Consider the following 24,205-nt stretch of genomic DNA (forward strand, 5'->3'; position numbering starts at 1 on the left):
TCGCCATCACTCACCTCGATGTCCGTGTTCTGCGCTACGTTGGAGCCCTGTACGTCAGTCTCGCATTCGACACGGACGAGGTCAGGGTAAGTAGTGGCAACGGACCGGACGACGTGGAGCGTGGAATCGGTGGGGCGTTGTCGACGGCGATCTCGTACCGGTCCGACGGACATGTCTGTTCGACGAGCGAGCGGACAGTCTCTCGAAGACCGTCAGGGTCGTTGTAGACCGGGACGACGATGGAGACGGACGGATACGTATCGGCCGTCATCGATGCGACAGAGCGTACGACAGTCGATCGTCATTCGAGGGAGTAGTACTGATGACCCTACTTCGAAACCGAATGCACACCCTGCCATCGGTGTGCTGGCCCGACGATCACACGGTGGTTACGAGGTGCATAACAATACAAGCGGGTTTCGATGCTTCGGGTCGCATGGACGAGGCGGACATCACTCGCCGGGAAAAACTCCGTGGACTCTACCGGGTAGCGACGTATCGTCCGGCTCTGACGACGTTTATTATCATCTTCAGCTTCTTTGCCGCGGTACTGGAAGGCATCGGGATTAGCTTCATCGTTCCGATTATCGAAGTCGCCCAGGCGTCCGGGGATCCGAGTGAGACGGGCAGCGGGTACGCGCTGATGTTCGTCCGACTCTACGATTTTCTCGGCGTCCCCTTCAGTATCGGCGCGTTGGTCGCTGGAGTCACACTCGTGATGGTGGCACGGTTCACGGCTAGTTTCACCGTCACGTGGCTCCAGGTGGCGCTGAAGACGTACTACGTTCGACATCTCCAGACCGAGGCGTTCAGCCACGCACTCGACGCTCGGGTCGCGTACTTCGACGAGGAGGGCTCGGACGACGTGATGAACGCAATCGTCACGCAGGCAGAGTACGCTGGGGAAGTCGTTCGTGATTTCGTGAGATTCTTCCAGCAACTCCTGTTGTCGCTGATGTATCTCGGAATCGCGCTCTATCTGGCGTGGGAACTGACAGTGTTCGCAGCGGTGATGCTCGGGGGGCTGACCTACGTCTTCAGAAATGCACTCGAACCCGGCTACGCTATCGGAGACCAGGTGGCCGACGCAAACGAACGGATTCAACGGAGCGTCCAGGCCGGAACGCAGGCCATCCGGGACGTGAAGCTGTTCAGGATGGGCGACGAGTTGTTCTCGAGGTTCTCGGGACACATCGACCAGTACACCGAAGCGTCGATTCACCTCGGTCGCAACGAGGCGGCGATAGAGAACTTCTACAATCTGCTGACCGCGGTGATGGTGTTCGTGATGATTTACGGAGCGGTTACCTTCACAGGGATGAGCCTCAGCGCCCTCGGTGTGTTTCTCTTCGCGATGTTTCGTCTCGGCCCGCGGGTGAGTTCGATGAACCACCGCTTCTACAAATTCGAGGGACGGCTTCCACACCTCGTCCGGACCCAGCAGTTTATCGAGGAACTGAAACGAAACGAGGAGCCGAACGATGACACTCGTCCCGTCCCGCAGGATTCGACGCCGATCGCCTTCGAAGACGTGTCGTTCGCCTACGACGACGAAGCGGTCCTGCACGACGTCTCCTTCGAGGTACACGGCGAGGAGTTCGTCGCGTTCGTGGGCCAGTCGGGAGCCGGAAAGTCGACCATCGCGAACCTGCTCGCACGGATGTACGAGCCCGACGAGGGACAGATAACTGCCGACGGCGTTTCCATCGGCGAGTTCGACCCTGGAGAGTGGCGCGGACGCGTCGCCGTCGTCCGCCAGGACCCCTTCATTTTCAATGCATCCGTCGAGTACAACCTCACTATCGGAAACAGGGAGGCGACACAGGAGGAGATCGAGCGCGTCTGTGAGATCGCACAGGTCACGGAATTTCTGGACGAGCTTCCCGAAGGCTACGAGACGGTACTCGGCGACGACGGCGTCCGTCTCTCGGGTGGCCAACGGCAGCGAATCGCGCTCGCGCGAGCCCTGCTGAAAGACGCCGACGTTCTCGTCCTCGACGAGGCGACGAGCGACCTCGACACCGGCATCGAGTCCAACGTCCAGCGCGAGATCGAACAGATGGACCGCAATTACGCGATTATCGCGATTGCCCACCGTCTCTCGACCGTTCGAAGTGCCGACCGTATCTACACGCTCGACGACGGCTACATCATCGAGCAAGGTGAACACGAAGAGCTGGTAGACGACGAGGGGATGTACGCGCAACTCTACGCCACACAGTAAACCAATGGTGACCGTCCAGCCCTCCGTGACGTTCGACGGGCGCTCGGCAATCCGACGCTGGTCGTCGACCGAGTGCGACACAGCCTTCGACTGCGTGGGCGGTGGTATCACAGTGTGGTTCACCGAGCGCTGACCGGGAAATCACCGACGAACGTCTTCGACGAGGAGCGAGACGACTTGCTCATCCGCGATGGCTGTCGGTACGATGCGTTCGCCGAGTACGACAGTATCGACTGTGACCGTCAGTTCCCGTCGAAACAGTTGCTGCCGCCACGAATCGGGCGACGACCGACTTCCCACCACTCCACCGGAGCATCGAGCCTGGTCTACTGTTTCCATTCGAGAAGCTAACGTGAGTTCACAGCCAGCAAGGTCCATCAGCCATTTGTCTCTCGGATATCAACCAGTCGACTGATGAACGCAGTCGAACTCTGGATCCGCCTCATAGCAGGGGTACTCCTCATCTTGACCAACGGATTTTTCGTCGCCATCGAGTTCGCGCTGACGCGAGCCCGCCAGTTCACCGAGAAGGAGTTCGTCGGTGACGGACATCCCGCCCTCGAACGCGCGTGGGAGATGACGCAGAACCTGGAACTGTACCTCACGACCTGCCAGGTCGGCATCACCGCCTCGAGTATCGCAGTCGGGATCGTCGCCGAGCCGGCACTGGCGGCCATCTTCGAGCCGCTGTTCGCGGACTCCAGACTCGCGGGCGTGGGTGCTGGAGCGCTCATCGCGTTCCTCATCATCAACCTCGTCCACCTGACGCACGGCGAACAGACGCCGACGTACCTGGGCGTCGAACGGTCCCGGATGGTGTGTCGCTACGGCGCGACGCCGCTGTACTGGTTCCACTACGCGATCACTCCCCTCATCAAGCTCGGCGACGGGGTCGCGAAGTGGACGCTCAGACTGTTCGGCGTCGAGATGACGGGAGCGTGGCTCGAAACCGAGGAGGACGTCATCGAATCGCGAGCCGACCTGCGGAACCGGCTCGGGTCGATGCTCGACGAAGGGGGGCTGTCCGAGGAGCGGCGCGACGAGGTGATGAACGCTCTCGACATCGGGGAACAGCCGATACGCGAGGTGTTGGTCCCGGCCGAGGACGTCGTGGCGCTGTCGACGGCGGTGGATTCCGAGGAGAACTTCCGGCGCATGGAGGAGCAGCCACACACTCGGTACCCGCTGATCGGCGACGGGTTGACCGACTTCGAGGGGATCGTCTACTTCCCCATCCTGGCGAGACGTCGCGGGGAGCTCGCCACGGGCGACATCGACTTCGCCGAACTGGCAGCACCGCCGATGACGCTGTCCCCTGACGTCGACGTCAGTGACGCGATCGACCAGTTCCAGGCGGAGAACCAGGAACTCGCGCTCGTCCTCGAAGACGGCGACGTCGTCGGGATGGTGACCGTCACGGACCTGCTCGAATCGGTGATGGGCGACATCGAAGACCCGATCGACGTCGAGTACATCGCAGCAGACGGGGGCGCCTGAGAGGCCGGCACCCGCGTTACCAGCCGTTCACCGGTCCCGCTTTTTCCGGATCGACACCGACGTCCGTCGGCCGTGCGACGAGATCCGCATTGCGACAGACGGGGGCGACCCGACTCATGCCGACCGACAGGACCTACTCCGGTTCCGCGACGGTCACGACGGGGACCGGTGCCGAGCGCACGGTCTCTTCGGCGACGCTACCGAGCAGGATACGGTCCGTGCCACGTCTCCCCGTCGTCCCCATCCCGACGGCGTGTATGTCGTTCGATTCGATACAGTCGCGGATCTCCTCGACAGGCGTTCCGTGTTCGACGTGGCGGACGATATCGTCGACGCCACGCGTTTCGGCCTCCGAGACGACGGTCTCGACGGCGTCGTTCGCGGCCCGTTCACTTTCCTGTCCGGAAGTCGTCGACCGGACATCCGGCCCGAGTCCAGCGTCTTCCACGACGGACAGGACGTGCACGGTTGCATCGAGCGACGCCGACAGCTCGACGAGATGGTCGGCAGCGTACGTCGCAGCGGAACTCCCGTCCGTCGGGATGAGGACGTTCTCGTAGGGGAACGTCAGTTTCTCATCGGGCTGCATGCGGACCGTGAGCACGGGGACCGAGGAAAGCCGGACGACCTTCTCGGAGACACTTCCGACGAAGTATCGCGAGACTCCTTCGCGGCCGTGGGTTGGCATCACGACCAGGTCCTGGTCGTACCGCTCGGCGTACTCGACGATCGTCGGGGCCGGATTGCCCTGGACGACGTCGGTGTCGTACGAGACTCCGAGCGTGTCCAGCGTCTTCGCGGCCTCGTCGACGGCCTTCTCCCCCTGTTGTGCGAGTACATCGACAGTGTGACCCTCGACGACGGTGACGCTGTCGCGCGTCGTGTCGGCAACGTAGAGCACCTGGATGGTCGCGTCGGCCCAGTGCGCGATTTCGCTGGCGTGATGGAGCACCTCGGCTGCGCCCTCGCTGCCGTCGTATGGGAGGAGGATGTTGTCGTACATGACTCGATAGGACGAGGTACGTTCACTGGCCCCCTAATGGTTTTCACCTCCCTCTCGGGTAACGGCTCCCGACCGCGGGAGATGGCCGTGACGGTCGCACGGTCCTGCGTCCCCACGTATCGGGAGCCAGTCTCGGCTTCGGAACGGAGCCACCGAGGGGAGTACCCTACGACGTAGCCGGGGAGACGTCGCCGGTCATTCGCGTTCGCCTTCGCCGGCCGGCGACTCCTCCTCGACCGGATCGGGGGCGTCGCGGTCGACGGCCACCCGGACCTTCTGGATGCGGGTGTCTTCCACCTGTTCTGCCCGCAGCGTCACGTTCTCGTAGTCGAACTCCTCGCCCTGCTCGACGAGGCGACCCGCGCGGCTGAAGAGGAACCCCGCGATGGTCTCGAACTCCTCGCCCTCGGGCAGTACGATGCCGAGAGCCTCGTTGACCTCCTCGATGTTGACCGAGCCGTTCACCAGGACGGTGTCGTCGTCGACGGACTCGATCGGGTGTTCCTCGTCGCCGACCAGGATCTCCCCGACGATCTCCTCGAGCACGTCCTCCATCGTGATGAGGCCCTCGGTGGCGCCGAACTCGTCGATGACCATGACCATGTGCATCCGGTTCTCGCGCATCTCCGAGAGGAGGTCGTCGACGTTCTTCGACTCGGGGACGTGGAGCGTCGGGGTGACCACGTCCTCCACCTCGAGGTCGGTGGCGGCGCAGTAGTTGGAATCGTCCAGGTCACGGATGTCGAAGACGCCGATAACGTTGTCCAGCGAGTCCGCGTAGGCCGGTAGGCGGGCGTGCCCCGACCGGATGCATTCCTCGATGGCCTCCTCGACGGTCGCGTCTTTGGAGACGGCGTCCATGTCGAGACGGGGGGTCATCACCTCCTTGGCGGTGGCGTTGGTGAACCGCAGGGTGCGCTGGAGCATCTGGCGCTCCTCCTCGTCGAGGATGCCCTCGCGCTCGCCCGTCTTTATCATGTTCCGGATCTCGTCGCGAGTGACGTACGACGACTCGATGGACGAGCTGCCGCCGGTGATCTTGTTGACGGCGCTCGTCAGATAGTAGAACAGGGTGATGAGCGGCCACGCCACTTTCCCGAACACCTTCAGTGGGGGAGCGACGGTCCGTGCCCACGAGTCGGTGTTCTCGACGGCGTAGGACTTGGGTGCGCTCTCGCCGAACAGCAGGACCATCGACGTGATACCGAACGACGACACGAGCACTGCCGTGCCCGCGTCGAAGTAGAAGCCGACGATGGTGGTCGAGATAGAGGACATCGTGATGTTGACCATGTTGTTTCCGACGAGGATCGTCACGAGCAGGCGGTGGGGGTCATCCTTGAGGGACTTGACCACCCGTGCGCCACGCTTTCCCTCATCGATCATCGCGTCGATCTGGTGGGACGGCAGGGAGAACAACGCGATCTCTGACGACGAAAAGAACCCGGACCCCATGATGAGAAACAGGATCATGAGGATGCCGATCACGGTAACCTCCGTCTGCCCGAGTTCGAGACCGACGATCGGCACAGTGTACAGGTTGGTACTGGCCTCAGATGCTACTGTGAGCACGGATAACCCCATCAATCCCGACCATTACCTGAGCAGAAGATTAACTCTTGTGGAACGGAGCAATGTTTTACGACGAACGCACATGGAGAACGGATCGCTGATGTGCATTTGTCGTTCGCCTGTGCCCTGCGTGGACCGGTGTGAAGTTCTACGGCAGGAGTGCACCGGACGCTGATCGCTGCGCCTGCCCGTGCGGACGCGACCACGTCAACGACCACCTGTGGAGAGCGTGGTGACCTCTCACCCTCTCGGCGACGACGGTCTGGCTCCCGCTTCGCGCCATCGCTGACCCGGGTCTGGTCGTTCGCGGTCGCCATCGGCGTGAAGCCAACGTCGACACGGCTTAGTGGTCGGGACGACGGCGGTGGAGGTGCAGACCTGTCAGTAGCAGTCGCATCTCGAACGTCGGTCTCGAGCGTCGGCAGGTCGGCACCGACCACGCCGGAGCACCGCTACTCGGCCGACCGCACCGGCGGTTCGATCCGGTCGGAGTTGTCGCGGTAGATCTCGAAGACGCGTTCGGCCCACGCGCGGGCGATGGCGGAGTCGGAGTCGACGAACACGTGCATCGTCCCGGTGTCCTCGTCGAAGCCGGCGATGCCGACCCGGTCGTCGAAGATGGCGAGCCCGTACGGCAGCGCCTCGCGCGTCCGGAGTTCCAGGTGACCGTCGTCGATAGCCGTCCGGATGCGGTCGGGGTACGTCTCGAACAGGTTGTCGACGACGTCGGGGAGGTAGACGAGTTCGGTCTCGACGCCGTCGAAGAGGTGGTCGTAGACGTCGGCGAGCGTCGGCGGGACCATGTGGGTCGTGTTGAACCCCTGGAACGTCGAGCTCTCCTGGAGCAGGGAGACGAAGCGCGACACCGGCCGGTAGGGGTCCTCCAGCGTCGCCGTCGTCACGGTCGCGTCGGCGAACGGCGTGACGACGAACTCCTGGTGGTAGTCGCAGATGGAGTCCAGCAGCGGCGCTATCGCCGTCGCCGTTCGCAGGTTCCGCTCGAAGCGGAGCACCTCGTCGGCGAACGTGGCTCCTTTCCCCGTCAGCTGGAACCGGCCGTCGACCCGCTCGGCGAGTTCGTGGTCGCGGAGCCAGCGGGTGAACCGGTGGCTGGTCGCGCGGGAGACGTCGAGGCGCTCCTGTATCTCGTGGCGGTGCAGCGGTTCCTCGACGAGCACCGCCAGTAGCTCGCGGTGCTGGACGACGTCGTGGAGTTCGGCGGTGCTCAACTGGGCGGGCGGGACGTCGGCGGAACGCTCCTTGCCGATGAGTTCCGTCGTCGTCTCGAGTATCTCATCGAGTACGGTATCTGTCATCAGTATCAGCCGACGGGCGCCGGTCGCTGTACAGGACGCGACGAGCCAGCATAAGCGTATCGCAGGGGTCGAGACTGCCCTTTTCGGCACCGTGACGGAGAGCGGACGTCGCCGAACGAGGAGCGGGGTAGACGCGACGGGAGGACCGCGCCCCTCGCGCGCTACTCCGCCCGGAGACCCTGCACCGCGGCGGTGTCCCCGACGCCGCTCGACAGTGCGAAGCCGACGGCGATGGAGACGAAGCCGACGACCGTCCCGACCGTCAGCGGTTCGTGCAGCACCAGCGACCCGAGGACGATGGCGACGACGGGGCTCGCGTAGGACGTGAGGCTCGTCCGGGTCGGTCCGACCGTCCGGATGAGGACGAGGAATGCGACGTACCCGACGCCGCCGACCATCACCGAGAGGTACGCCAGCAGTCCGAGCAGCGTCGGGGTCCACGCGACGCTTCCCGCCGGTTCGCCGAGGCCGACGCTCGCCGCGTGCAGGACGAGACCGCCGAGCAGCGCACCCCAGGCGGCCTGGGTCGTCGCCGACGCCGTCGTCCTGAGACGACCGAGCAGGACGCTGCCGAGACTGCCGCTCGCGGCCGCACAGAGCACGACCAGGGCCCCCGCTCCGCCGCCGACGTCCAGGCCCCCGGCGGTCGGTCGGACGACGACGACCGCACCGAGCAGTCCGAACGCGACGCCCATCGTCCGTCGACGGGTGAGCCGTTCGTCAGGCAGCAGCACGCGGGCGAACAGGCACGTCAGGACGGGACCGAGGCACATCACGACCGCCGCGACGGACGCGGTCGTGTACTGCTGACCGACGAACAGGAACCCGATGGCACCGGCGAACACCAGCAGGCCGAGGACAGCGACGGCGGCCCAGTCCGCACGCGTCCGCGGCCACCAGGTGCCGCCAGTCGTTGCCGCGGCCACCAAGAGGACGGCGGCCGTGAGGTAGAACCGGAGGGCAGCGAACAGCAACGGCGGAACGGACTCGACGCCGACGCGGATGGAGACGTAGCCGCCGCCCATGACGACGGCGACCAGGACGAACAGCGACGCGGTCCCGGCACGCGACCCGAGGCCGAACGCGTACCTGCCGCGGAGTGCCCGAACCGTCGCGATGTCGGTCGTCCGGGTCATGTGACGACGGTACGACCGTCGCGGTGGTATAATTACCCGGAGACCGTCGTTGCGATAAACGAGACGGGTCGCCCCGGCGGGCAGGAGTCTCACGCCGTGAGACGTCTCGCAGCGGAGGCGCTGAGTGGGCTCCCAGTCGGAACCGCGTCTCACGTGGTGAGACCGCGCTCTCGCGGACGTTTCAGTCTCTCGAGGTAACTATACGCGGGCTGTCGGCCTCCGTACTAGCATGGCAACCGACGTCATCCAGACCGAACGCGACGCGTTCGCCGAACGCGTCCTCGACGCCGTCGGCGGCGTGAACGACGTGTACAGCATCTATCTCGGCGACAGGCTCGGACTCTACGCGGCGCTCGCCGAGAGGGGACCGCAGACGACCGACGAACTCGCCGCGGCGACCGACACCCACGAGCGCTACGTCAGGGAGTGGTGCGAACAGCAGACGGTGACGGGCATCCTGGCGGTCGACGACCCGGCGACAACGCCCGAGCGCCGCCGCTACTCCCTCCCGGAGGCACACGTCGAGGTGCTCACGGACGAGGAGAGCCTGCACTTCCTCGCGCCGTTCGCCCAGTTGGCCGTGGGTGCGGCCACCCCCATCGAGCAGGTCGTCGAGGCGTTCGGGACGGGCGGCGGCGTCCCGTACGCCGACTACGGGAACGACGTCCACGAGGGCGTGGCGCGGGCGAACCGCCCGTCGTTCTACCACCTGCTCGGCGAGGAGTGGCTCTCCGCCATCCCGGACGTGGACGCTCGCCTCAGGCGGGTCGGGGCGCGCGTCGCGGACGTCGGGTGCGGACACGGCCACTCCGCCATCGGGATGGCCCGCGCGTACCCGACCGTCCACGTCGACGGGTTCGACCTCGACGCCGCGTCGGTGGCGGCGGCGCGGGACAACGTCGCCGAGGCCGGCCTGGAGGACCGCGTGGCCGTCCACCGCCGTGACGCGGCGGACGTCACCGGCGAGTACGACCTCGTGACCGCCTTCGAGTGCATCCACGACGTGGCCGACCCGGTGGGCGTCCTCCGGGCGATGCGCCGCGCGGCCGGCGACGACGGCACAGTCGTCGTCATGGACGAGCGGACCGGCGACTCCTTCGCCGACCCGAGCGACGTCGAGGGACTGCTCTACGGGTTCAGCCTGCTGCACTGCCTCCCCGTGGGGATGGCGGAGCAGCCCACCACGGCGACGGGGACCGTGATGCGCGCGGACACGCTGGCGGCGTACGCCGACGCGGCCGGGTTCGACGCCGTCGAGGTGTTACCGATCGAGAACGACTTCTGGCGGTTCTACCGCCTGGAGGGACGGCGATGACGACCGACGAGTCCGGGGACCGCTCCGCGCGGGTGCCGTGGCGCTCGTCGACGGTGCAGGTCGTGCTCGCGAGCACCCTGCTGGCGCCGCTCGGCGTGCCACTCGTCGCCCCGACGCTGCCGGTCATCCGCGACACGTTCGCGCTGACCGACGCGCAGGCCAGCCTGCTCATCAGCACGTACTTCGTCGCGGGCATCGTCCTCTCGCCGTTCATCGGCATGGTCGCCGACCGCGTCGGTCGCAATCGCGTGCTCGTGTCGAGCCTCCTGGTGTTCGGGGTCTCGGGGATTCCGCTCGTCCTCGCGCCGAACTTCGAGACGGTGCTGGCCGTCCGCGTGGTCCAGGGCGTCGCCGCGGCGGGCATCTTCATCACGACGGTCACCATCGTCGGCGACGCCTTCGAGGGGACCCAGCGGAACGCCGTCCTCGGCGTGAACAACGCGGTGCTGTCCGCGGGCGCGGCCGCGTTCCCCGTGCTCGGCGGCGCGCTCGTGGCCATCTCCTGGAACGCGCCGTTCGCGTCGTACCTCCTGGGCGTGCCGCTCGGCCTGCTCGCCGTCCGGTACCTCGAGGAACCCGAGGGCGAGCGCGAGACGGCCGGGGTCGCGTACCTCCGCGGGGCGGCGACGGCCCTCGCGGGGAGCCAGGCGGCCGTGCTGTATGGGGCCGCCTTCATGACCGAGGTCCTGCTGTTCGGCCCGGTGCTGACGGTGCTGCCGTTCCTGCTGACGGCCTCCTACGGGCTGTCGCCGGCGGCCATCGGCCTCGTGCTGGCGGCCGGGGAGGGGTCGTCGGTCGTCGTCTCGGCGATGAACGGCCGGTTCGCGAAACACGCCTCCAACCACGGCCTCATCGCGCTCGGGTTCACCTGCAACGGCGTCGGACTGCTCGGGATGTGGCTCGCGCCGTCGCCGCTGTTCGTCGGCCTGGCGACGCTCGTCGTCGGAGCCGGACTGGGCCTGAGCATGCCGGCGGTCGACGCGGCCATCAGCGACGTGGTCTCCGCCCGCCACCGCGCCGGCGCGCTGAGCATCCGCAACAGCACGACATTCCTCGGCCGCTCGGTCGGGCCGGTGCTGTTCGCCGGACTCGCCGTGGCGACCGACTACCACACGCTGCTGCTCGCCGCCGCCGTCGTCGCGCTCGCGAGCGGGCCCGTGGCCGTGTTCGCGCCGGGGAGGGACGCCACCGGCCGGCCGGACCTGGAGGAGGTCGCGACGGAGGCGTGAGACGCAGTCAGGAGACGGGACGCAGTCAGGCGGCGTAGTCGAGCGCGACGACGCGACCGTCGCCGTAGCGGACGAGGATCTCCGCCCGGTCGTCGTCGTCGACGTCGGCCGGCGTCGCGAACGTCCAGACCGGGACGTTGCGCTCGTAGCGGGCCAGTTCTGTCCCCGACCCGGGGGCGAGGACGACGACCTCGCCGACGTGGGTGACGCCGACGACCTCGCGCCGACCGTCGCCGTTCACGTCGCCGAGCACCGGCGGCGGGACGGTGTCGTCGCTGGCGGTCGAGACGGTCGCGGACCACTCCGTCTCGCCCGTACGGGCGTCGAGCGCGAGGACTTCCCCGTCGACGGTGCCGACGTACAGCTCCGTCGTCCCGTCCCCGTCGGCGTCCCCGGTCGTGCGGACGCGCGCGTTCGAGAGCGAGCGCGTCCACTCGCGGTCGCCGGACGCCCCGTCGTAGGCCCTGAGAGCAGACGTCCCGGCAGCGAACACCTCGGTGGCGGCGTCGTCGTCGGCCTGCGTCGCAGCGACGTACGACGCCGACTCGTCGCGGTGCCACTCGACGGTGCCGCGCGCGCTCAGCAAGAGCGCTCCCTTGTTGCTCCCGACGAGGACCTCCGGACGACCGTCGCCGTCCACGTCGTCGACGACGGGGGCGTCCCACACCGCCGGACTGTTCCACCGCGTCTCGTTCGCCCGGAACCGCCACGCGACGGACCCGTTGCCGCGGACGACGACGACGTTCCCGTCGATGTCGCTCGTCACGACCTCGGGACCGGGTGCGGAGGTGACGTTTGCGATCGTCGGACGCCCGTAACCGTACGTCGCCAGCGGGACGCGCCACTCCTCGACGCCGCTGCGGGCGTCGTACGCGACGAGCGCGTTCTCCGTGGTCCCGACGACCGCCTCGGGGTCGCCGTCCCCGTCCACGTCGCCGATGGCGGGTTCGGTGAGCGAGTGGGTGAAGCAGTCCTCCGCAGCGAGCCCCGCGCGCCACGTCGCCGACCCGTTCTCGGGCGCGAGGCCGACGAGGGTACAGGACTGGTCGGTCAGGCGGACGTCGCTGTTCGGCACCTCGGCGACGGGGGCGACGACGACGTCCGCGGCGGGGCCGACGCCGACGGCGTGATGGTTGACCTCGTTGTCCCGCGGCGTGTCGCTCACCCAGGCCTCGTCGAGGCCACCGCCGGAGGGCGACGTCGCGACGCCGAAGACGAGGAGGGACCCCAGTAGCGCGACGACGCCGCCGAGGACGACGACGGTACGGGGGCGCATGGTCGGACTTCCGAACCGCCGCTGAAAAGGATGCCGTCAGGAGGTGCGGATTCGAGAGTCGAACCACAGGCGGTCGCCGTTCGCGACGGCGCCGGTCCCCTCAGTAGCGACTGGGCGGTCACGTGCCGGGGATGGTGGGCGGTTGCTCGGTCGGTGGGGCGTACTCGACGTACTCCACCTCGACAGCGACGGGGATGGCGAATCGCGCTTCGAGGCGGTCGCGGAGGTCCGCGGCGAGGTCGTCCCGCGGACCGGCGGCGTCGACGACGACGGTGAGCTCGAACGTCTCGCCGAAGTAGAGCGCGTCCTGGAGGTCGTTCGACCGGGTCTCGACGAGGCGGACGTCGTCGTACTGCGGCGAGTCGAGCGTGGACGCCACCTCCTCGTGCATCTGGTCCTGTATCGCCACCGACCCGTAGGAGATGATGCTGACGCCGGTGAGAATCAGCGAGAGGACGACGAGGATGGCGACGAGACCGGCGATGCGCAGCACGGTCAGTCGCCGCGCGACGTCGGTCAGGTCCGCCTCGAACGGGCGGTACCCGCTCGCCCACAGCAGCGCCAGCGCGACGAAGTTGATGGCGAGCAGGTTGACGACGGTCAGCAGGAAGGCCCCGAGCGCGGAGAGGGGGTAGTTCCACGCGAGCATGATGCCGGTCGTCGCGGCCGGCGGAATCAGCGCGACGGCGATGAGCGCGCCGACGAGCGCCTGGCCCACGTCGCGGGTGACGCTGACGACGGCCGCGACGCCCGCCCCGAGCGCGATGACCAGCGAGAGCAGGTCGGGGACGAGTCGCTGCTGGACGGCCGGTATCTCGCGCACGTCCAGACCGGGCGAGACGAGGAAGCTCTGGTGCGCTATCCACGCGAAGACGGCCGCGCCGGCGATGGAGAGGAAGACGCCGAGGAGTTGCAGTGCGATGCCGCGACGGTGGAGGGCGCTCTCGGCGGTGACCGTGCCGACGGCGGTGCTGACGGCGGGACCCATGACGGGCGCGATGATCATCGCGCCGATGATGACGGCCGAGGAGTTCAGGAACAGGCCTGCGGTCGCGACGACCGTGCTCACCAGCGTCATGACGACGAACGTCGAGAGCGCCGGTGCCAGCTCGTTGGCGCGCGCGGCCATCTCCTCGCGCGAGATGGCGTCGCTCCCGGAGCGGCGGTCGACGCCCGTCGCCTTCCCCGAGATGACGGTCTCGGGTTCGGTCACGACGGTGTAGGCGGTCTCGTCGACGCCGACGGCGTTGAGTTCGTCGAGGACGTCCGGCAGGGCGTCGGTCGCGACCGGGAAGGTGACGACGGCCACGTACTCCGGTCGGCCGGTCTCGGGCGTGACGGCGTAGTCGACCCCCTCCGCGTCGAGCAGTTCGAGCACGGCCCCCCGTTTCCCCGTCGGGACGAGCACCTCGACGAAGCGCATGGTACCGCCATCGACGGCCACGACCAAGAACTGGTCGCCCAGCTAACGGTTCCGGCGACGCGGACGCTCCCTTCCGTCCACCTGCGCGCGGCGCAATACCATCGTGGTCGCCGGACGGGACGCGGGCCGGGACTTTTGGAGGCGACGGTCGTGCGTCCGTCGAGGCGAGAACGACGGATGACCGACACGGGGAGTCGACGGCGGTTCCTCCGCACCGCCTCCCTCGCCGCGCTCGCGCCGGCGTCGCTGGTGGGGCGAGCGAGCGGGGACAGCGCGGGCGAGGCGAATGGGGCAGCCGCGGGCGGCGGGCGAGACGACGAAACCGGGCCGTCCAGCGGCGAGGGGAGCGAACGGAGCGAGAACGGAGTCGGAACGGGACGCGCCGACGGCGACCTGCCGCCGGCCGTCCGGGAGCGGGCGCGGCGGGCCGCCCACGAGGTCCGGCGGTCCGTGGTGAAGCTGACGGCGGGCGACGCGGTCGCCACCGGGTGGGTCGTCGACGACGGCCACGTCGTCACCAACGCACACGTCGTCGCCGAAACGGGACGGTTCGACGTCGAGACGTTCGACGGCCGCTCCGGGACGGCGGTCCGCGTCGGGTACCGGGCAGGCAGGGTACCCGACGTCGCGCTGCTGGAGACGGACCTCGACGCGCCGCCACCACTCCCGACGACGGCCAGGGCGAGCGTATCGAGGGACGACCCCGTGCTGGTCGTGGGCCATCCCCACGGGGTCGGCGACTGGGTGGCGAGCCTGGGGCGGTACGTCGACTACGAGGAGCGGACCGGGTGGCTGCTGGCCGACGTCCCGGTGGCGAGCGGGAGCAGCGGGTCGCCGCTCGCGACGCTCGACGGGGACGTGGTGGGGTGCGTCAAGGGGACGACCGGGCGCGACGACGAGCGGGAGCGACTGGACCGACCGGCGGCGGTCTACGAATCGTTCCCCCGCGGACGACTGACGACGGCGGTCCCGGCGGAGACGGTGAGAAGGTGGACGTCGCGGTGGCTGAACGGGGAGCGGGCTACGGGCGCTTCCCGAGCGTAAGGTCGACGGTCTGCTCGGTGCCGTCCCGCACGACGGTCAGTTCGATGGTCTTCCCGGGACTCGTCTTCAGGGCGAGGAAGCTCGACAGGTCCTCCATCGTCTTCACCTCGGTGTCGTCCATGGCGGTGATGACGTCACCGCCGACGGGGACCAGTTCGCCGTCGACGAACTCGTCGTCGTCGCTCGACTGGAGGACGCCGTCCGAGGGGCCGTCGTCCATGACCTCCTCGACGATGACGCCGCGCGGCTCGTCGAGGCCGTTCGCCTCCGCGACGCTCGGGGTCACCGAGGCGAACAGGACGCCCATGTAGGCGTGGTCGTACTCGCCGTCCGCGATGAGTTCCGGGACGACGCGCCGGGTGAGCGCCGCCGAGATGCCGAAGGCGACGTTGTCGCCGCCGCCGGAGTTGATGACGGCGACGACCTCGCCGTCCAGGGAGACGATGGGGCCGCCGCTGTTGCCGGGGTTGACCGCAGCGTCGGTCTGGACGGCGTCGGGGATGCTGTACCCCGCCGGGCTCGGTATCGAGCGGTTCACGCCGCTGACGATGCCCGCGGTGACGGTGCCGTCGAGGCCGAACGGGTTGCCGATGACGACGACCTCCTGGCCGACGACCGGTTCGTCGTCGACGAAGGCCAGCGGTCGCGCGTACTTCGGTCGGTCGTCGACGGCGATTGCGGCCAGGTCGCTGTGAGCGTCGCTGCCGACGACCGCGCCGGTGCGCCACTCGCCCTCGCGGAACCGGACCTCGGCCTCGTCGGCGGTTCCGACGACGTGGGCGTTGGTGACGACGTGGCCGTCGTCGTAGACGAAGCCGGTACCGCGTCCGGTTTCGGTCCGGACGAGCACGACCGAGCCGATGGTCTGCTGGTAGACCTGCGCGTAGACGCTCTCGGCCGCGCCGGCGGCGTCGGTCGCATCGTCCGCGGCGGCGGTCGTCGTCCTGGTCGTCGACGACGTGTCGGCCGTGGACGGATTGCTACCGGAGTTACATCCAGCAAGGCCGGCGGCCAGTCCCGCGCCCGCCAACTGCAGGAACCGTCGTCGAGACGATGGGTCTGTAGCCATCCTGTTCGTGTATTCGACGACGCACCTATCCTTCTTTCGCCACGTTCGTGCGAGGACACAGGACGGCGGCCACGGGAGCGGGAAACCGCGGGGGAGAGACGACGAACGGACGGGGCGACCGGCGTGAAGCGGTCCGGGAACAACGCTCTTGCCGCTCGGTGGCGACGTACCCGACATGGGAACGATACTCGGTATCGCGACGCCCGCGGGTGTCGTGCTCGCCGGCGACCGACGGCACGCGAAGGGGTCGACGGTGACGAGCGACGGCGTCCAGCGGGTCCACGACTTCGGGCGGGTTGGCGCGGCAGCGGTCGGCGACCCGGGCGCGATTCGCTCGTTCGCGTCGCGGCTCGAGGCCGACCTCCGCGCGTACGAGACCGAGCACGGCGAGCCGATGTCGCTCGACCGCGTCGCGCACGTGGCCGGGGACCTCGCGTCCGACGCCGGCGTCGACGCGCTCGTCGCGGCCCGCGCCGACGACGGTAGCGCCGGGCTGCGGGAGCTCGGGCAGGACGGTAGCCTCGTCCACACGGAGCGGAGCGCGCTCGGCAGCGGCGCGCCGATAGCGTTCGGGCGCCTGGAGAGCGACGTCGCGGACGACGACCTGGACGCGGTCGCCGCGTTCGCGCGCGACACGATGGCGACCGTGGCTGAGAGAGACACGGAGACGGGACCGGAGAGCGACACGTACCTGCTCGCGTCCGAGAGCTGACGGGCCCGAGGGCTGACGGGCCGACGCGCTACGCGCGGAGCAGGCGACGAGAAACGGGACGGCGAGAGAGGTTCAGTACGGCGGCGATTCGGTCTCGATGACCCCGGCGAGGTTGGTCATCTCGTCGGTGAGCAACACGACGAGGTCGTCGAGCGTGAAGATGCCGGAGAGGTTCCCGTCGTCGACGACGGGCATCCGCCTGACGCCCTCGTCGGCCATGGTCGCCGTCGCCTCGAAGATCCCCTGGTCGGCGTCCACCGTGACGGGCGTCTCGGTCATGATCTCCTCGGCGGTCACCTCCGTCGGGTCCTCGCGCGGTTCGAGCACCTGGATCGCCAGGTCGCGGTCGGTGACGATGCCGACGGGGTCGTCGTCCTCCTCGATGACCACGCTGCCGACCTTCTCCTCCGCCATGACGGTCGCGAGATTACCTGCCGACTGGTCCCGGCCGGCGGTCATTACCTCAGTTCGAGCGATGTCCTGGATTGGCATTGTCCGGTTACCCCCGCACCAGTCGACGACGGTCAGCGGTAAAACTGTACGGGCGGCCGAGACTCGGCGTCACCGGTTCGAACCGCCGGTCGACAACGACGGCTGCGCGCCGAAGTCCGGCAGACCGTCGCAAGGCCGGCAACGCTATCGCGATGTACGTTGACAATCCACATGGGAGAGAGACGATGGGAACGAACGTACTCGCGGAAGCAGACCTCGAACGACTCGAGACAGAGTTCCGGGGGACGGTGCTCCGACCGGACGACCCGGCGTACGAGAGCGCCCGGGAGGTGTGGAACGGGATGATAGACGAGCGGCCGGCCGTCATCACACGGCCGACGGGCGTCGCCGACGTCCGCATCGCGGTGGACGTCGCCGGCGACGCCGACGTGCCGATCGCGGTCCGAGGGGGTGGGCACGGCGTCGCGGGGACAGCGGTCGCCGACGACAGCCTCGTGGTCGACCTCTCGGGGATGGCCAGCGTATTCGTGAACCGGGAGGAGGGGACCGTCCGCGTCCAGGGCGGCGCGACGTGGGGCGACGTGGACCACGAGACCCGGCCCTACGGCCTCGTCGTGCCGGGCGGCGTGGTCTCCACGACCGGCGTCGCGGGCCTGACGCTCGGCGGCGGCTACGGCTGGACCCGCCGGAAGTGGGGGCTGACCTGCGACAGCCTGCGCTCGACGGAGGTGGTCACGGCCGACGGCGACGTCGTCACCGCCAGCGCGACGGAGCACGAGGACCTGTTCTGGGCGCTGCGCGGCGGTGGCGGCAACTTCGGCGTCGTCACGTCCTTCGAGTTCGACGCCCACGAGCTCGGGCCGGAGGTGTACCTCTGTGGCGCGCTCTATCCGCTTGACGACGGCGAGGCGGTGTTGCGAGCGTGGCGGGAGTTCGCGCCTGACGCACCCGAGGCGGTGACCGTGGACGCGGTACTGTGGAGCGTTCCGGCGGAGCCGACGTTCCCGGAGGACCTCCACGGCGAGCCGTTCGTCGGCATGATGGGCATGTACGCCGGCCCGGTCGAGGAGGGCGAGAAGGCGCTGGCGCCGATGCGCGAACTGGCGACCCCGATGCTCGACATGAGCGGACCGATGCCGTACGTCGCGGTGCAGTCCATGCTCGACGCCGAGTTCCCGAACGGGGACCGCTACTACTGGAAGTCCCACTACCTGCCGGAACTCGACGACGAGGCCATCGCGACCGTCGTCGACTACGCGCGGGAGCGACCGTCGCCGCGGTCGACGATTCCCATCCGGTCGCGCGGCGGGGCCATCGCCGACGTCGCGCCAGGGGCGACGGCGTTCGGCGAGCGGACGGCGCCGTTCCTGCTCAGCATCGACGGCACGTGGTCGGACCCGGCCGACGACGAGGAAAACGTCGAGTGGGTCCAGTCGTTCTGGGACGCCATGGAGCCGCACTCGACCGGCGAGGAGTACGCCAACTTCGCCATGTTCGACGCCGAGGCGGAACGAGCGTCGTTCGGCCGGAACGCGGAGCGGCTGGCCGCGGTGAAGGCGCGCTACGACCCGCAGAACCGGTTCCGACACAACGCGAACGTCAGGCCGAGCGCCGCGACGTAGGCGAGCGGCACGACGGGGACGACTGCCGGGACGTCCGGGCAGGTTCGGTACCGTCGGGGTCGACGTCTCGCCGACGCCGGGGCGTCCGCTCGCCGTCCGACTCGCCGACGCCAGGATGACCGTCGAGCGCGGGCAACAGGACGCGCAGGTCGGCACCGCTACGGTCGCGGACAAGCAGGTCCAGCGCACGCTCGACGCCCGCAGCGCGGCGTTCGAGCGTCGCGACGCGTTCCCTGGCGACGGGCACGCTCTGGGCGACGGCGTCGCGACCCTCGCGGACGGCGTCCAGCGACTCCACGAGCACGGCTATCGTCTCGGGCACCGGGGACGGTCGGTCGTCGGAAGAGAGCGTCACGGTTGGGCCGACGGCGGACCGGGAATTAGTCCTGCCGGCGGAGGCGGTCGGCGGCCGCGTGGAACGCCGCGCGGGTGTCGAGGCTGTCGAAGCTGTCGAGGCTGCCTCGCTCGCGGAGTTCCTCGACGCCGACGGTGACATAGTCGAGGTCGAACAGCGGTGCGATTATCTTCCTGTCGCCGCGTTCGAGCGCCTTGTCGCAGGCGTCGGCCATCGCGTCGGCGCGGTAGGCGGCGTGGGTGGTCTCGAACCACTCGTCGGGCCGCGGGACGGCGGCGTCGAAGCCCTCCGCGCGCTCCAGCAGGTAGGCGACGAGGTCGGGGTCGACGAACGGCATGTCGCAGGCAGCGACGAAGGCGTACTCCGTCTCGACCGCGCGCAGGCCGGTCCTGATGCCGGCCATCGGGCCCTCGTCGGGGTCCTCGTCGAGCGCGAACGCCACCGGCAGGTCGTAGTCGTCCAGCGCGATGGCTATCGCGTCGTGCTGGTCCTCGCGGCAGTTCACCACGAGCGATTCGACGGCGGGCCCGAGGCGGTCGGCGACCCGGCGGACCATCGGCGTCCCGGCCAGGTCGGCGACCGCCTTGTCAGCGTCGCCGAACCGCGTCGACCGACCGCCGGCGATCACGACTCCCGTTGACACGTGTCGCGGGTAGGCGCGGCGGGGGCAAGAAAGTGTGGGTGGGTCTCAGAGCGGTTGCCACGTCCGCGGCGAGTCGTTGAGGCGCTCGCAGCCGTCCCCGGTGACGACGACGAGGTCCTCGATGCGGACGCCGAACTCGCCCGGCAGGTAGACGCCGGGTTCGACGCTGAACACCATCCCGGGTTCCAGTTCCGTCTCGTTGCCCTCGACGATGTACGGCCCCTCGTGGACGTCGAGGCCGACGCCGTGACCGGTGCGGTGGACGAACCGCTCGCCGTAGCCGTACGACTCGACGACCTCGCGGGCGGCGCGGTCGACCGACTCCGCGGTGACGCCGGGTTCGACCGCCTCGATACCCGCCCGGAGCGCCTCGCGGACCGCGCGGTGGGCGCGGTCGAACTCCTCGGGCGGCGACCCGTCGAAGACGACCGTCCGCGTCTGGTCGCCGGGGTAGCCGTCGACGAACGCGCCGAAGTCGAGAACCACGGGGTCGCCCGGTTCGATCTCGCGGTCACCGTGGCCGTGGTGGGGTTTCGCGCCGTTCGGCCCGGCACCGACGATGGTCTCGAACGCCGGTTCCTCGCCGCCGGCGTCGGCGAGTCGCGACTCTATCTCGCGGGCGAGTTCCGCCTCGGTCATCCCGACGGCGTCCGCGCCGAGTTCGCGGACGGCGACGCTGACGTCGTCCGCGACGGCCGCGGCGCGTCGCAGCGCCGCTACTTCGGCGTCGTCCTTGCGCGTCCGGAGCGGTTCGAGCACCTCGCTCGCGAGGCCGAACCCGGCATCGGGCAGGGCGGCACGGAGGTCCTGGGTGAACAGCGCCCACATGCGGTCGTCGAGCAGGAGGCGGCCACCGGCGAGGTCCAGGTCGGCAGCGACGTCGCGGACGAGGTCGAGCGGGTCGTCGCCGTCGCTCCACGTCCGCACGTCAGCCACCCACGATTCCTCGGCGAGTTGCTCGTCGTACATCTCCGGGGCGACGAACGCGGGGTCGCCCGCGGCGGGGACGAAGAGGAGGAGGTGGCGCTCGCCGGGCTCCTCGCGGAAGCCGGAGAGGTAGTAGAGGTTCGTGCTCGGGAAGCAGACGACGCCGTCGGCGTCGACCGCCTGGAGTCGCTGCTGACAGCGACGGGTGCGTTCCTCGAAGACCTCGGTCATACCGGCATCCACGGACGGAGGGGGCTAAAAGCTCCCGTCGTCGCGCGCCGGCCCGGTTCCGGTCGGTCACCTCGAAGCGAACGCCGCCTGCCTGAACGGCGACTCGTCGGTCGCGAGCAGGTCGTCGAGCGACGCCGGCCCGAGCACCGCTACCGGCTCCTGGCCCGGCTGCGGACGTCGGGGCTGCGTGGAACGACGCACGAGGACAACCACTTTGTCGATTCGATACGTATCGCGGTCCATGTACGACCGGATCCTCGTTCCGACCGACGGTGGCACGGCGACCCGAGAGGCGGCGAAGCACGCGATAGACGTGGCGGGCAAGTACGACGCGACGGTGCACGCACTCTACGTCGTCGGGACCGACCGTCTGGAGCGGGCCGGGTCGTCACGGGACGAACTCGAAGCCGAGGGCCGGGAGGCGACCGAGGCCATCGCCGAGCGCGCCGGCGACGAGGGCGTGGAGTTCGTCACGGCCATCGAGGAGGGTCGTCCGTCGGACCGCATCTTCGAGTACGTCGACGACAACGACGTCGACCTCGTCGTCATGGGGACGCACGGGCGGACCGGCGTCGGTCGCGTCCTGCTCGGCAGCGTCGCCGAGCGCGTCATCCGGCGGTCCGAGGTGCCCGTGATGGCGGTCCGGGCCACCGGCGAGCGCACGGTCGGGACCGCCGACGGGGCCATCACGGTCGCTCGTGAGGCGCTGGCGACGGAGGGCCACGACGACGTCTCGGTCACCGAAGAGCCGTACCGCGCCGCGAACACGTGGATCGTCCGCGCCGAGAACGACGAGGAGGCGTTCAACGTCCACGTCGACCCGTCGACGGGCGAGACGAGCGTCGCCCGCATCCGCAATCGGGACTGACCGCCGCCGTCGCGACCGGCGAGAGACGACTCGCCGCGACCGGCCGCGACGTCGCGACTGTCAGTAGTTCTCGCGCCGGAGATCCTCGAGGTGCTCCTGGAGCTGGTCGAACTTCGACACGTCGACGAACGCGTACTCCGCGCCGCCGAAGAACGAATCGGGGACCTCCGCGCCGGTGAGCAGGAGGTCGGGGTCGGCGTCGACGTGGTTCACCTTGTCCATCGGAACGACGCGGACGTTCTCGCCCGCGTCGAGACAGACGACGGCGTTCTCCTGTACGAGGACGCCGTCGAACTCCTGGGCTTCGTACTCGTCGACTTCGAACACGGTCGGTCGTCGGGGAGGCATAGCAGTTACTACGCGGAGCGACGAGTAAATCACTATGGACGAGACGGAACTCGACCGCCGGCTCCGCGAGGCGTTCGACGCGCCGGCGGACGAGCGCCGGGTGGTCGTCCGACAGGCGCGCGACCTCGCGGATTCGGGCGCGTACTACGACGACGCCGGCGTCGACCTGACGGCAGCTGCGATGGTCGACAACCTGCAGGACGCGCCCGCCGGCCACTCGCTCCCCGAGCGGTGGAACTGGTGGATGGGTGCGCTCGAGCTCGCGTACGGCGGCTACGCGGAGTTCCAGATCAGGCGGTGGCGGACGGGGTGACCGTTCGAGGTCGGGGAGGAGCGTCAGGCGCTGGGGAGCTGGCCGGTGACCGAGAGGTAGGCGATGGCGAACTGGACGGCGTTGAACGCGCCGTGGATGAGCGACGGGACGACGAGGTTCCGGGTGTACTCGTACGTCGCGCCGAGGATGGGCGAGAGGACGAACAGGATGGCGAGGTAGGCGAGCTTCCCCTCCAGGCCGCCCTGCAGCGAGAAGACGTGGACGATCGAGAAGATGAGGCTCGCGGCGGCGATGGCGACCCAGCGGCCGTACGCCTCGCGGAGTCGGTCCTGGACGACCCCCCTGTACAGCAGTTCCTCCCCGGGCCCGATGAGGAGGAAGGAGAGGGGGATAAGGAGGAGGAACACCCGGGGGTCCTGCTCGCCGATCTGGGCGATGTCGTTCTGTGCGGACTGGATGCCGAGCGACGTGAGCACGAACGAGACGACGACGAGACCGCCGTAGAACACGAGGAACCCCCCGAGCGTCCACGCGAGGTCCCGCAGCGTCGGGACGCGGACCGAGATGTAGTCCACGCCTCGGTCCGTGTACCGGAGGTACAGCAGCGCGAACAGACCGAACCCGACGCCCTGGCCCATCACCACCGAAAGCGCGGTGGTCAGCAACGGCTCGTCGCTGATGGGGATGCCGGCCGCAAAGAACGGGATCGTCGCCAGCAGCACGACCACTGCGGCGAACGCGAGGCCGCCGACGCCGAGGCCGATCGCCGCTAGCATCGCACGAGGGCGTTGGTTCGAGCGGGCAGTCATCGTCGTACATTTCGGCCTCCCAACAAGTAAACCCTGTCGGCCACGTCCCCCCACGACCCGCGGACGAGGGGCGCGCGTGACGAGACTGCTATGCGAGCCGGGTCGCGAGGTCCGTCAGCCGCGCGGACCCACCGCCGACGATGGGGTCGCCGTGCCCCGGGCAGAGCACCGACAGCGACGGGGCGGCCCCCGCGAACGTCCGGATGCTCTCGTGGAGTCGAGCGACGTCGTAGGAGTCCCACCACTCCGGCGGGGTGAGGTCGCCGTCTACCTCCCAGACGAGGTCGCCGAGCAGGCCGACGTCGAGGCCGTCGTGGACGTACGCGACGTGGCCAGGGTTGTGGCCGGGCGTGTGGTACACCGTGAACGCGCCGACGCGCTGGCCGTCGTCGACCGACCGCAGTTCGAGGTCGGCCGGGAGCGACCAGAGCCGGCGGGCGAGCCGGTGGAACGCGCCCTTGTGGTGGAGCCACGGCGGGTCGTAGGCGCCAGTCGCGAGCGCGGCGTCGCGGGCACCGGCGTACGCCGGTGCGTCGAGCGCGAGGTCGCCGAGGCCGCCCACGTGGTCGAGGTCGTAGTGCGTGAGGAGGACGCGGTCGACGTCAGCCGGCGCGTAACCCGCCGCGGCGAGTTCGTCGCCAAGTCCCGCTCGCGGCAGTCCCGCGTCGACCAGCGTCACCTCGCCGTCGTCGACCAGGAAGGCGTTCGCCCCGAACACGGGCACACGGTCGAGGTCCAGCAGCCAGACGCCGTCCGCGAGTCGGTCGGCCATACTCGGCCGTACGGCGGCCGGCGGCTTAACTCCGGGACCCTCGCGCGAGGCGAGCGAGACAGTTCGGCCTGCGCCCGCGACGGGACG

Annotated in this window: 25 protein-coding genes; 9 read left to right on the forward strand and 16 right to left on the reverse strand. The window is 68.8% G+C overall.

What is annotated here, in order from left to right; all coding sequences use genetic code 11:
• Positions 1–34: 34 nt before the first annotated feature.
• The gene (locus NKT36_RS19280) at positions 35–271 is read right to left on the reverse strand and encodes a glycosyltransferase (protein WP_407652242.1); all 237 of its coding nucleotides are present in this window, start codon (positions 269–271) and stop codon (positions 35–37) included.
• Between the two features lie 165 nt (positions 272–436).
• Here NKT36_RS19280 and NKT36_RS15245 point away from each other — a divergent pair, with 165 nt between their 5' ends.
• Positions 437–2,224, forward strand: a complete 1,788-nt coding sequence (locus NKT36_RS15245) for an ABC transporter ATP-binding protein (protein WP_327053634.1) — start codon at positions 437–439, stop codon at positions 2,222–2,224.
• 414 nt (positions 2,225–2,638) lie between these two features.
• Positions 2,639–3,721 carry a hemolysin family protein gene (locus tag NKT36_RS15250; RefSeq protein WP_327053635.1) on the forward strand — a complete coding sequence of 361 codons (1,083 nt, stop codon included), beginning with the start codon at positions 2,639–2,641 and terminating at the stop codon, positions 3,719–3,721.
• A gap of 133 nt (positions 3,722–3,854) precedes the next feature.
• On the opposite strand, the gene NKT36_RS15255 is transcribed toward NKT36_RS15250, so the two are convergent.
• From NKT36_RS15255 to NKT36_RS15270, 4 genes are all read right to left on the reverse strand, one after another.
• A complete protein-coding gene (locus NKT36_RS15255; protein WP_327053636.1) occupies positions 3,855–4,724 on the reverse strand; it encodes a universal stress protein in 870 nt (289 codons plus the stop codon).
• Between the two features lie 195 nt (positions 4,725–4,919).
• Positions 4,920–6,308: a hemolysin family protein gene (locus NKT36_RS15260; protein WP_327053637.1), complete on the reverse strand. Its 1,389-nt coding sequence runs from the start codon at positions 6,306–6,308 to the stop codon at positions 4,920–4,922.
• Positions 6,309–6,748: 440 nt separating this feature from the next.
• Positions 6,749–7,612 (reverse strand): helix-turn-helix transcriptional regulator, encoded by an 864-nt coding sequence (locus NKT36_RS15265; RefSeq protein WP_327053638.1) that lies wholly within the window; start codon positions 7,610–7,612, stop codon positions 6,749–6,751.
• 161 nt (positions 7,613–7,773) lie between these two features.
• Complete coding sequence (locus tag NKT36_RS15270; protein WP_327053639.1) at positions 7,774–8,748, reverse strand: DMT family transporter; 975 nt, start codon at positions 8,746–8,748, stop codon at positions 7,774–7,776.
• A gap of 229 nt (positions 8,749–8,977) precedes the next feature.
• Here NKT36_RS15270 and NKT36_RS15275 point away from each other — a divergent pair, with 229 nt between their 5' ends.
• Complete coding sequence (locus tag NKT36_RS15275) at positions 8,978–10,063, forward strand: class I SAM-dependent methyltransferase (RefSeq protein ID WP_327053640.1); 1,086 nt, start codon at positions 8,978–8,980, stop codon at positions 10,061–10,063.
• Complete coding sequence (locus NKT36_RS15280) at positions 10,060–11,292, forward strand: MFS transporter (protein ID WP_327053641.1); 1,233 nt, start codon at positions 10,060–10,062, stop codon at positions 11,290–11,292. The genes NKT36_RS15275 and NKT36_RS15280 overlap by 4 nt, the downstream gene beginning before the upstream one ends.
• A 25-nt stretch (positions 11,293–11,317) precedes the next feature.
• Here NKT36_RS15280 and NKT36_RS15285 read toward each other — a convergent pair whose 3' ends face one another.
• Positions 11,318–12,568: an FG-GAP-like repeat-containing protein gene (locus NKT36_RS15285; protein WP_327053642.1), complete on the reverse strand. Its 1,251-nt coding sequence runs from the start codon at positions 12,566–12,568 to the stop codon at positions 11,318–11,320.
• Positions 12,569–12,686: 118 nt separating this feature from the next.
• The gene (locus tag NKT36_RS15290; protein ID WP_327053643.1) at positions 12,687–13,991 is read right to left on the reverse strand and encodes a TIGR00341 family protein; all 1,305 of its coding nucleotides are present in this window, start codon (positions 13,989–13,991) and stop codon (positions 12,687–12,689) included.
• A 177-nt stretch (positions 13,992–14,168) separates the two neighbouring features.
• Between NKT36_RS15290 and NKT36_RS15295 the strand changes: the two genes are divergently transcribed.
• Positions 14,169–15,035, forward strand: coding sequence for a S1 family peptidase (locus NKT36_RS15295; RefSeq protein WP_327053644.1), 867 nt, complete (start codon positions 14,169–14,171; stop codon positions 15,033–15,035).
• Here NKT36_RS15295 and NKT36_RS15300 read toward each other — a convergent pair.
• Positions 15,013–16,104 carry a S1C family serine protease gene (locus NKT36_RS15300; RefSeq protein ID WP_327053645.1) on the reverse strand — a complete coding sequence of 364 codons (1,092 nt, stop codon included), beginning with the start codon at positions 16,102–16,104 and terminating at the stop codon, positions 15,013–15,015. The genes NKT36_RS15295 and NKT36_RS15300 overlap by 23 nt on opposite strands.
• A 175-nt stretch (positions 16,105–16,279) precedes the next feature.
• Between NKT36_RS15300 and NKT36_RS15305 the strand changes: the two genes are divergently transcribed.
• The gene (locus tag NKT36_RS15305; RefSeq protein WP_327053646.1) at positions 16,280–16,816 is read left to right on the forward strand and encodes an Ntn hydrolase family protein; all 537 of its coding nucleotides are present in this window, start codon (positions 16,280–16,282) and stop codon (positions 16,814–16,816) included.
• A 72-nt stretch (positions 16,817–16,888) separates the two neighbouring features.
• Here NKT36_RS15305 and NKT36_RS15310 read toward each other — a convergent pair whose 3' ends face one another.
• A complete protein-coding gene (locus NKT36_RS15310) occupies positions 16,889–17,308 on the reverse strand; it encodes a CBS domain-containing protein (RefSeq protein WP_327053647.1) in 420 nt (139 codons plus the stop codon).
• 185 nt (positions 17,309–17,493) lie between these two features.
• Between NKT36_RS15310 and NKT36_RS15315 the strand changes: the two genes are divergently transcribed.
• Positions 17,494–18,891 carry an FAD-binding oxidoreductase gene (locus NKT36_RS15315; protein ID WP_327053648.1) on the forward strand — a complete coding sequence of 466 codons (1,398 nt, stop codon included), beginning with the start codon at positions 17,494–17,496 and terminating at the stop codon, positions 18,889–18,891.
• Here the strand turns inward: NKT36_RS15315 and NKT36_RS15320 are convergent.
• From NKT36_RS15320 to NKT36_RS15335, 4 genes are all read right to left on the reverse strand, one after another.
• Entirely contained in the window at positions 18,869–19,246 is a 378-nt protein-coding gene (locus NKT36_RS15320) for a hypothetical protein (protein ID WP_327053649.1), read from the reverse strand. The two genes, NKT36_RS15315 and NKT36_RS15320, sit on opposite strands and share 23 nt — an antisense overlap.
• 25 nt (positions 19,247–19,271) lie before the next feature.
• Positions 19,272–19,889 (reverse strand): molybdenum cofactor guanylyltransferase, encoded by a 618-nt coding sequence (locus NKT36_RS15325; RefSeq protein ID WP_327053650.1) that lies wholly within the window; start codon positions 19,887–19,889, stop codon positions 19,272–19,274.
• Between the two features lie 45 nt (positions 19,890–19,934).
• Entirely contained in the window at positions 19,935–21,047 is a 1,113-nt protein-coding gene (locus tag NKT36_RS15330) for a M24 family metallopeptidase (RefSeq protein WP_327053651.1), read from the reverse strand.
• Between the two features lie 66 nt (positions 21,048–21,113).
• Positions 21,114–21,290, reverse strand: a complete 177-nt coding sequence (locus NKT36_RS15335; protein WP_327053652.1) for a hypothetical protein — start codon at positions 21,288–21,290, stop codon at positions 21,114–21,116.
• Here NKT36_RS15335 and NKT36_RS15340 point away from each other — a divergent pair.
• Entirely contained in the window at positions 21,289–21,915 is a 627-nt protein-coding gene (locus NKT36_RS15340; RefSeq protein WP_327053653.1) for a universal stress protein, read from the forward strand. The two genes, NKT36_RS15335 and NKT36_RS15340, sit on opposite strands and share 2 nt — an antisense overlap.
• Before the next feature lie 60 nt (positions 21,916–21,975).
• Here NKT36_RS15340 and NKT36_RS15345 read toward each other — a convergent pair whose 3' ends face one another.
• Positions 21,976–22,242 (reverse strand): hypothetical protein, encoded by a 267-nt coding sequence (locus NKT36_RS15345; protein WP_327053654.1) that lies wholly within the window; start codon positions 22,240–22,242, stop codon positions 21,976–21,978.
• 55 nt (positions 22,243–22,297) lie between these two features.
• On the opposite strand from NKT36_RS15345, the gene NKT36_RS15350 reads away from it, so the two are divergent.
• Positions 22,298–22,576, forward strand: coding sequence for a hypothetical protein (locus tag NKT36_RS15350; protein WP_327053655.1), 279 nt, complete (start codon positions 22,298–22,300; stop codon positions 22,574–22,576).
• A gap of 23 nt (positions 22,577–22,599) precedes the next feature.
• On the opposite strand, the gene NKT36_RS15355 is transcribed toward NKT36_RS15350, so the two are convergent.
• Together NKT36_RS15355 and NKT36_RS15360 are read right to left on the reverse strand one after the other, a co-directional pair.
• Positions 22,600–23,313: a CPBP family intramembrane glutamic endopeptidase gene (locus tag NKT36_RS15355; RefSeq protein ID WP_327053656.1), complete on the reverse strand. Its 714-nt coding sequence runs from the start codon at positions 23,311–23,313 to the stop codon at positions 22,600–22,602.
• Between the two features lie 121 nt (positions 23,314–23,434).
• A complete protein-coding gene (locus tag NKT36_RS15360; RefSeq protein ID WP_327053657.1) occupies positions 23,435–24,118 on the reverse strand; it encodes an MBL fold metallo-hydrolase in 684 nt (227 codons plus the stop codon).
• Positions 24,119–24,205: the final 87 nt, after the last annotated feature.

The organism is Halomicrococcus gelatinilyticus (assembly GCA_024227995.1).
GTDB classification, from domain to species: domain Archaea; phylum Halobacteriota; class Halobacteria; order Halobacteriales; family Haladaptataceae; genus Halomicrococcus; species Halomicrococcus gelatinilyticus.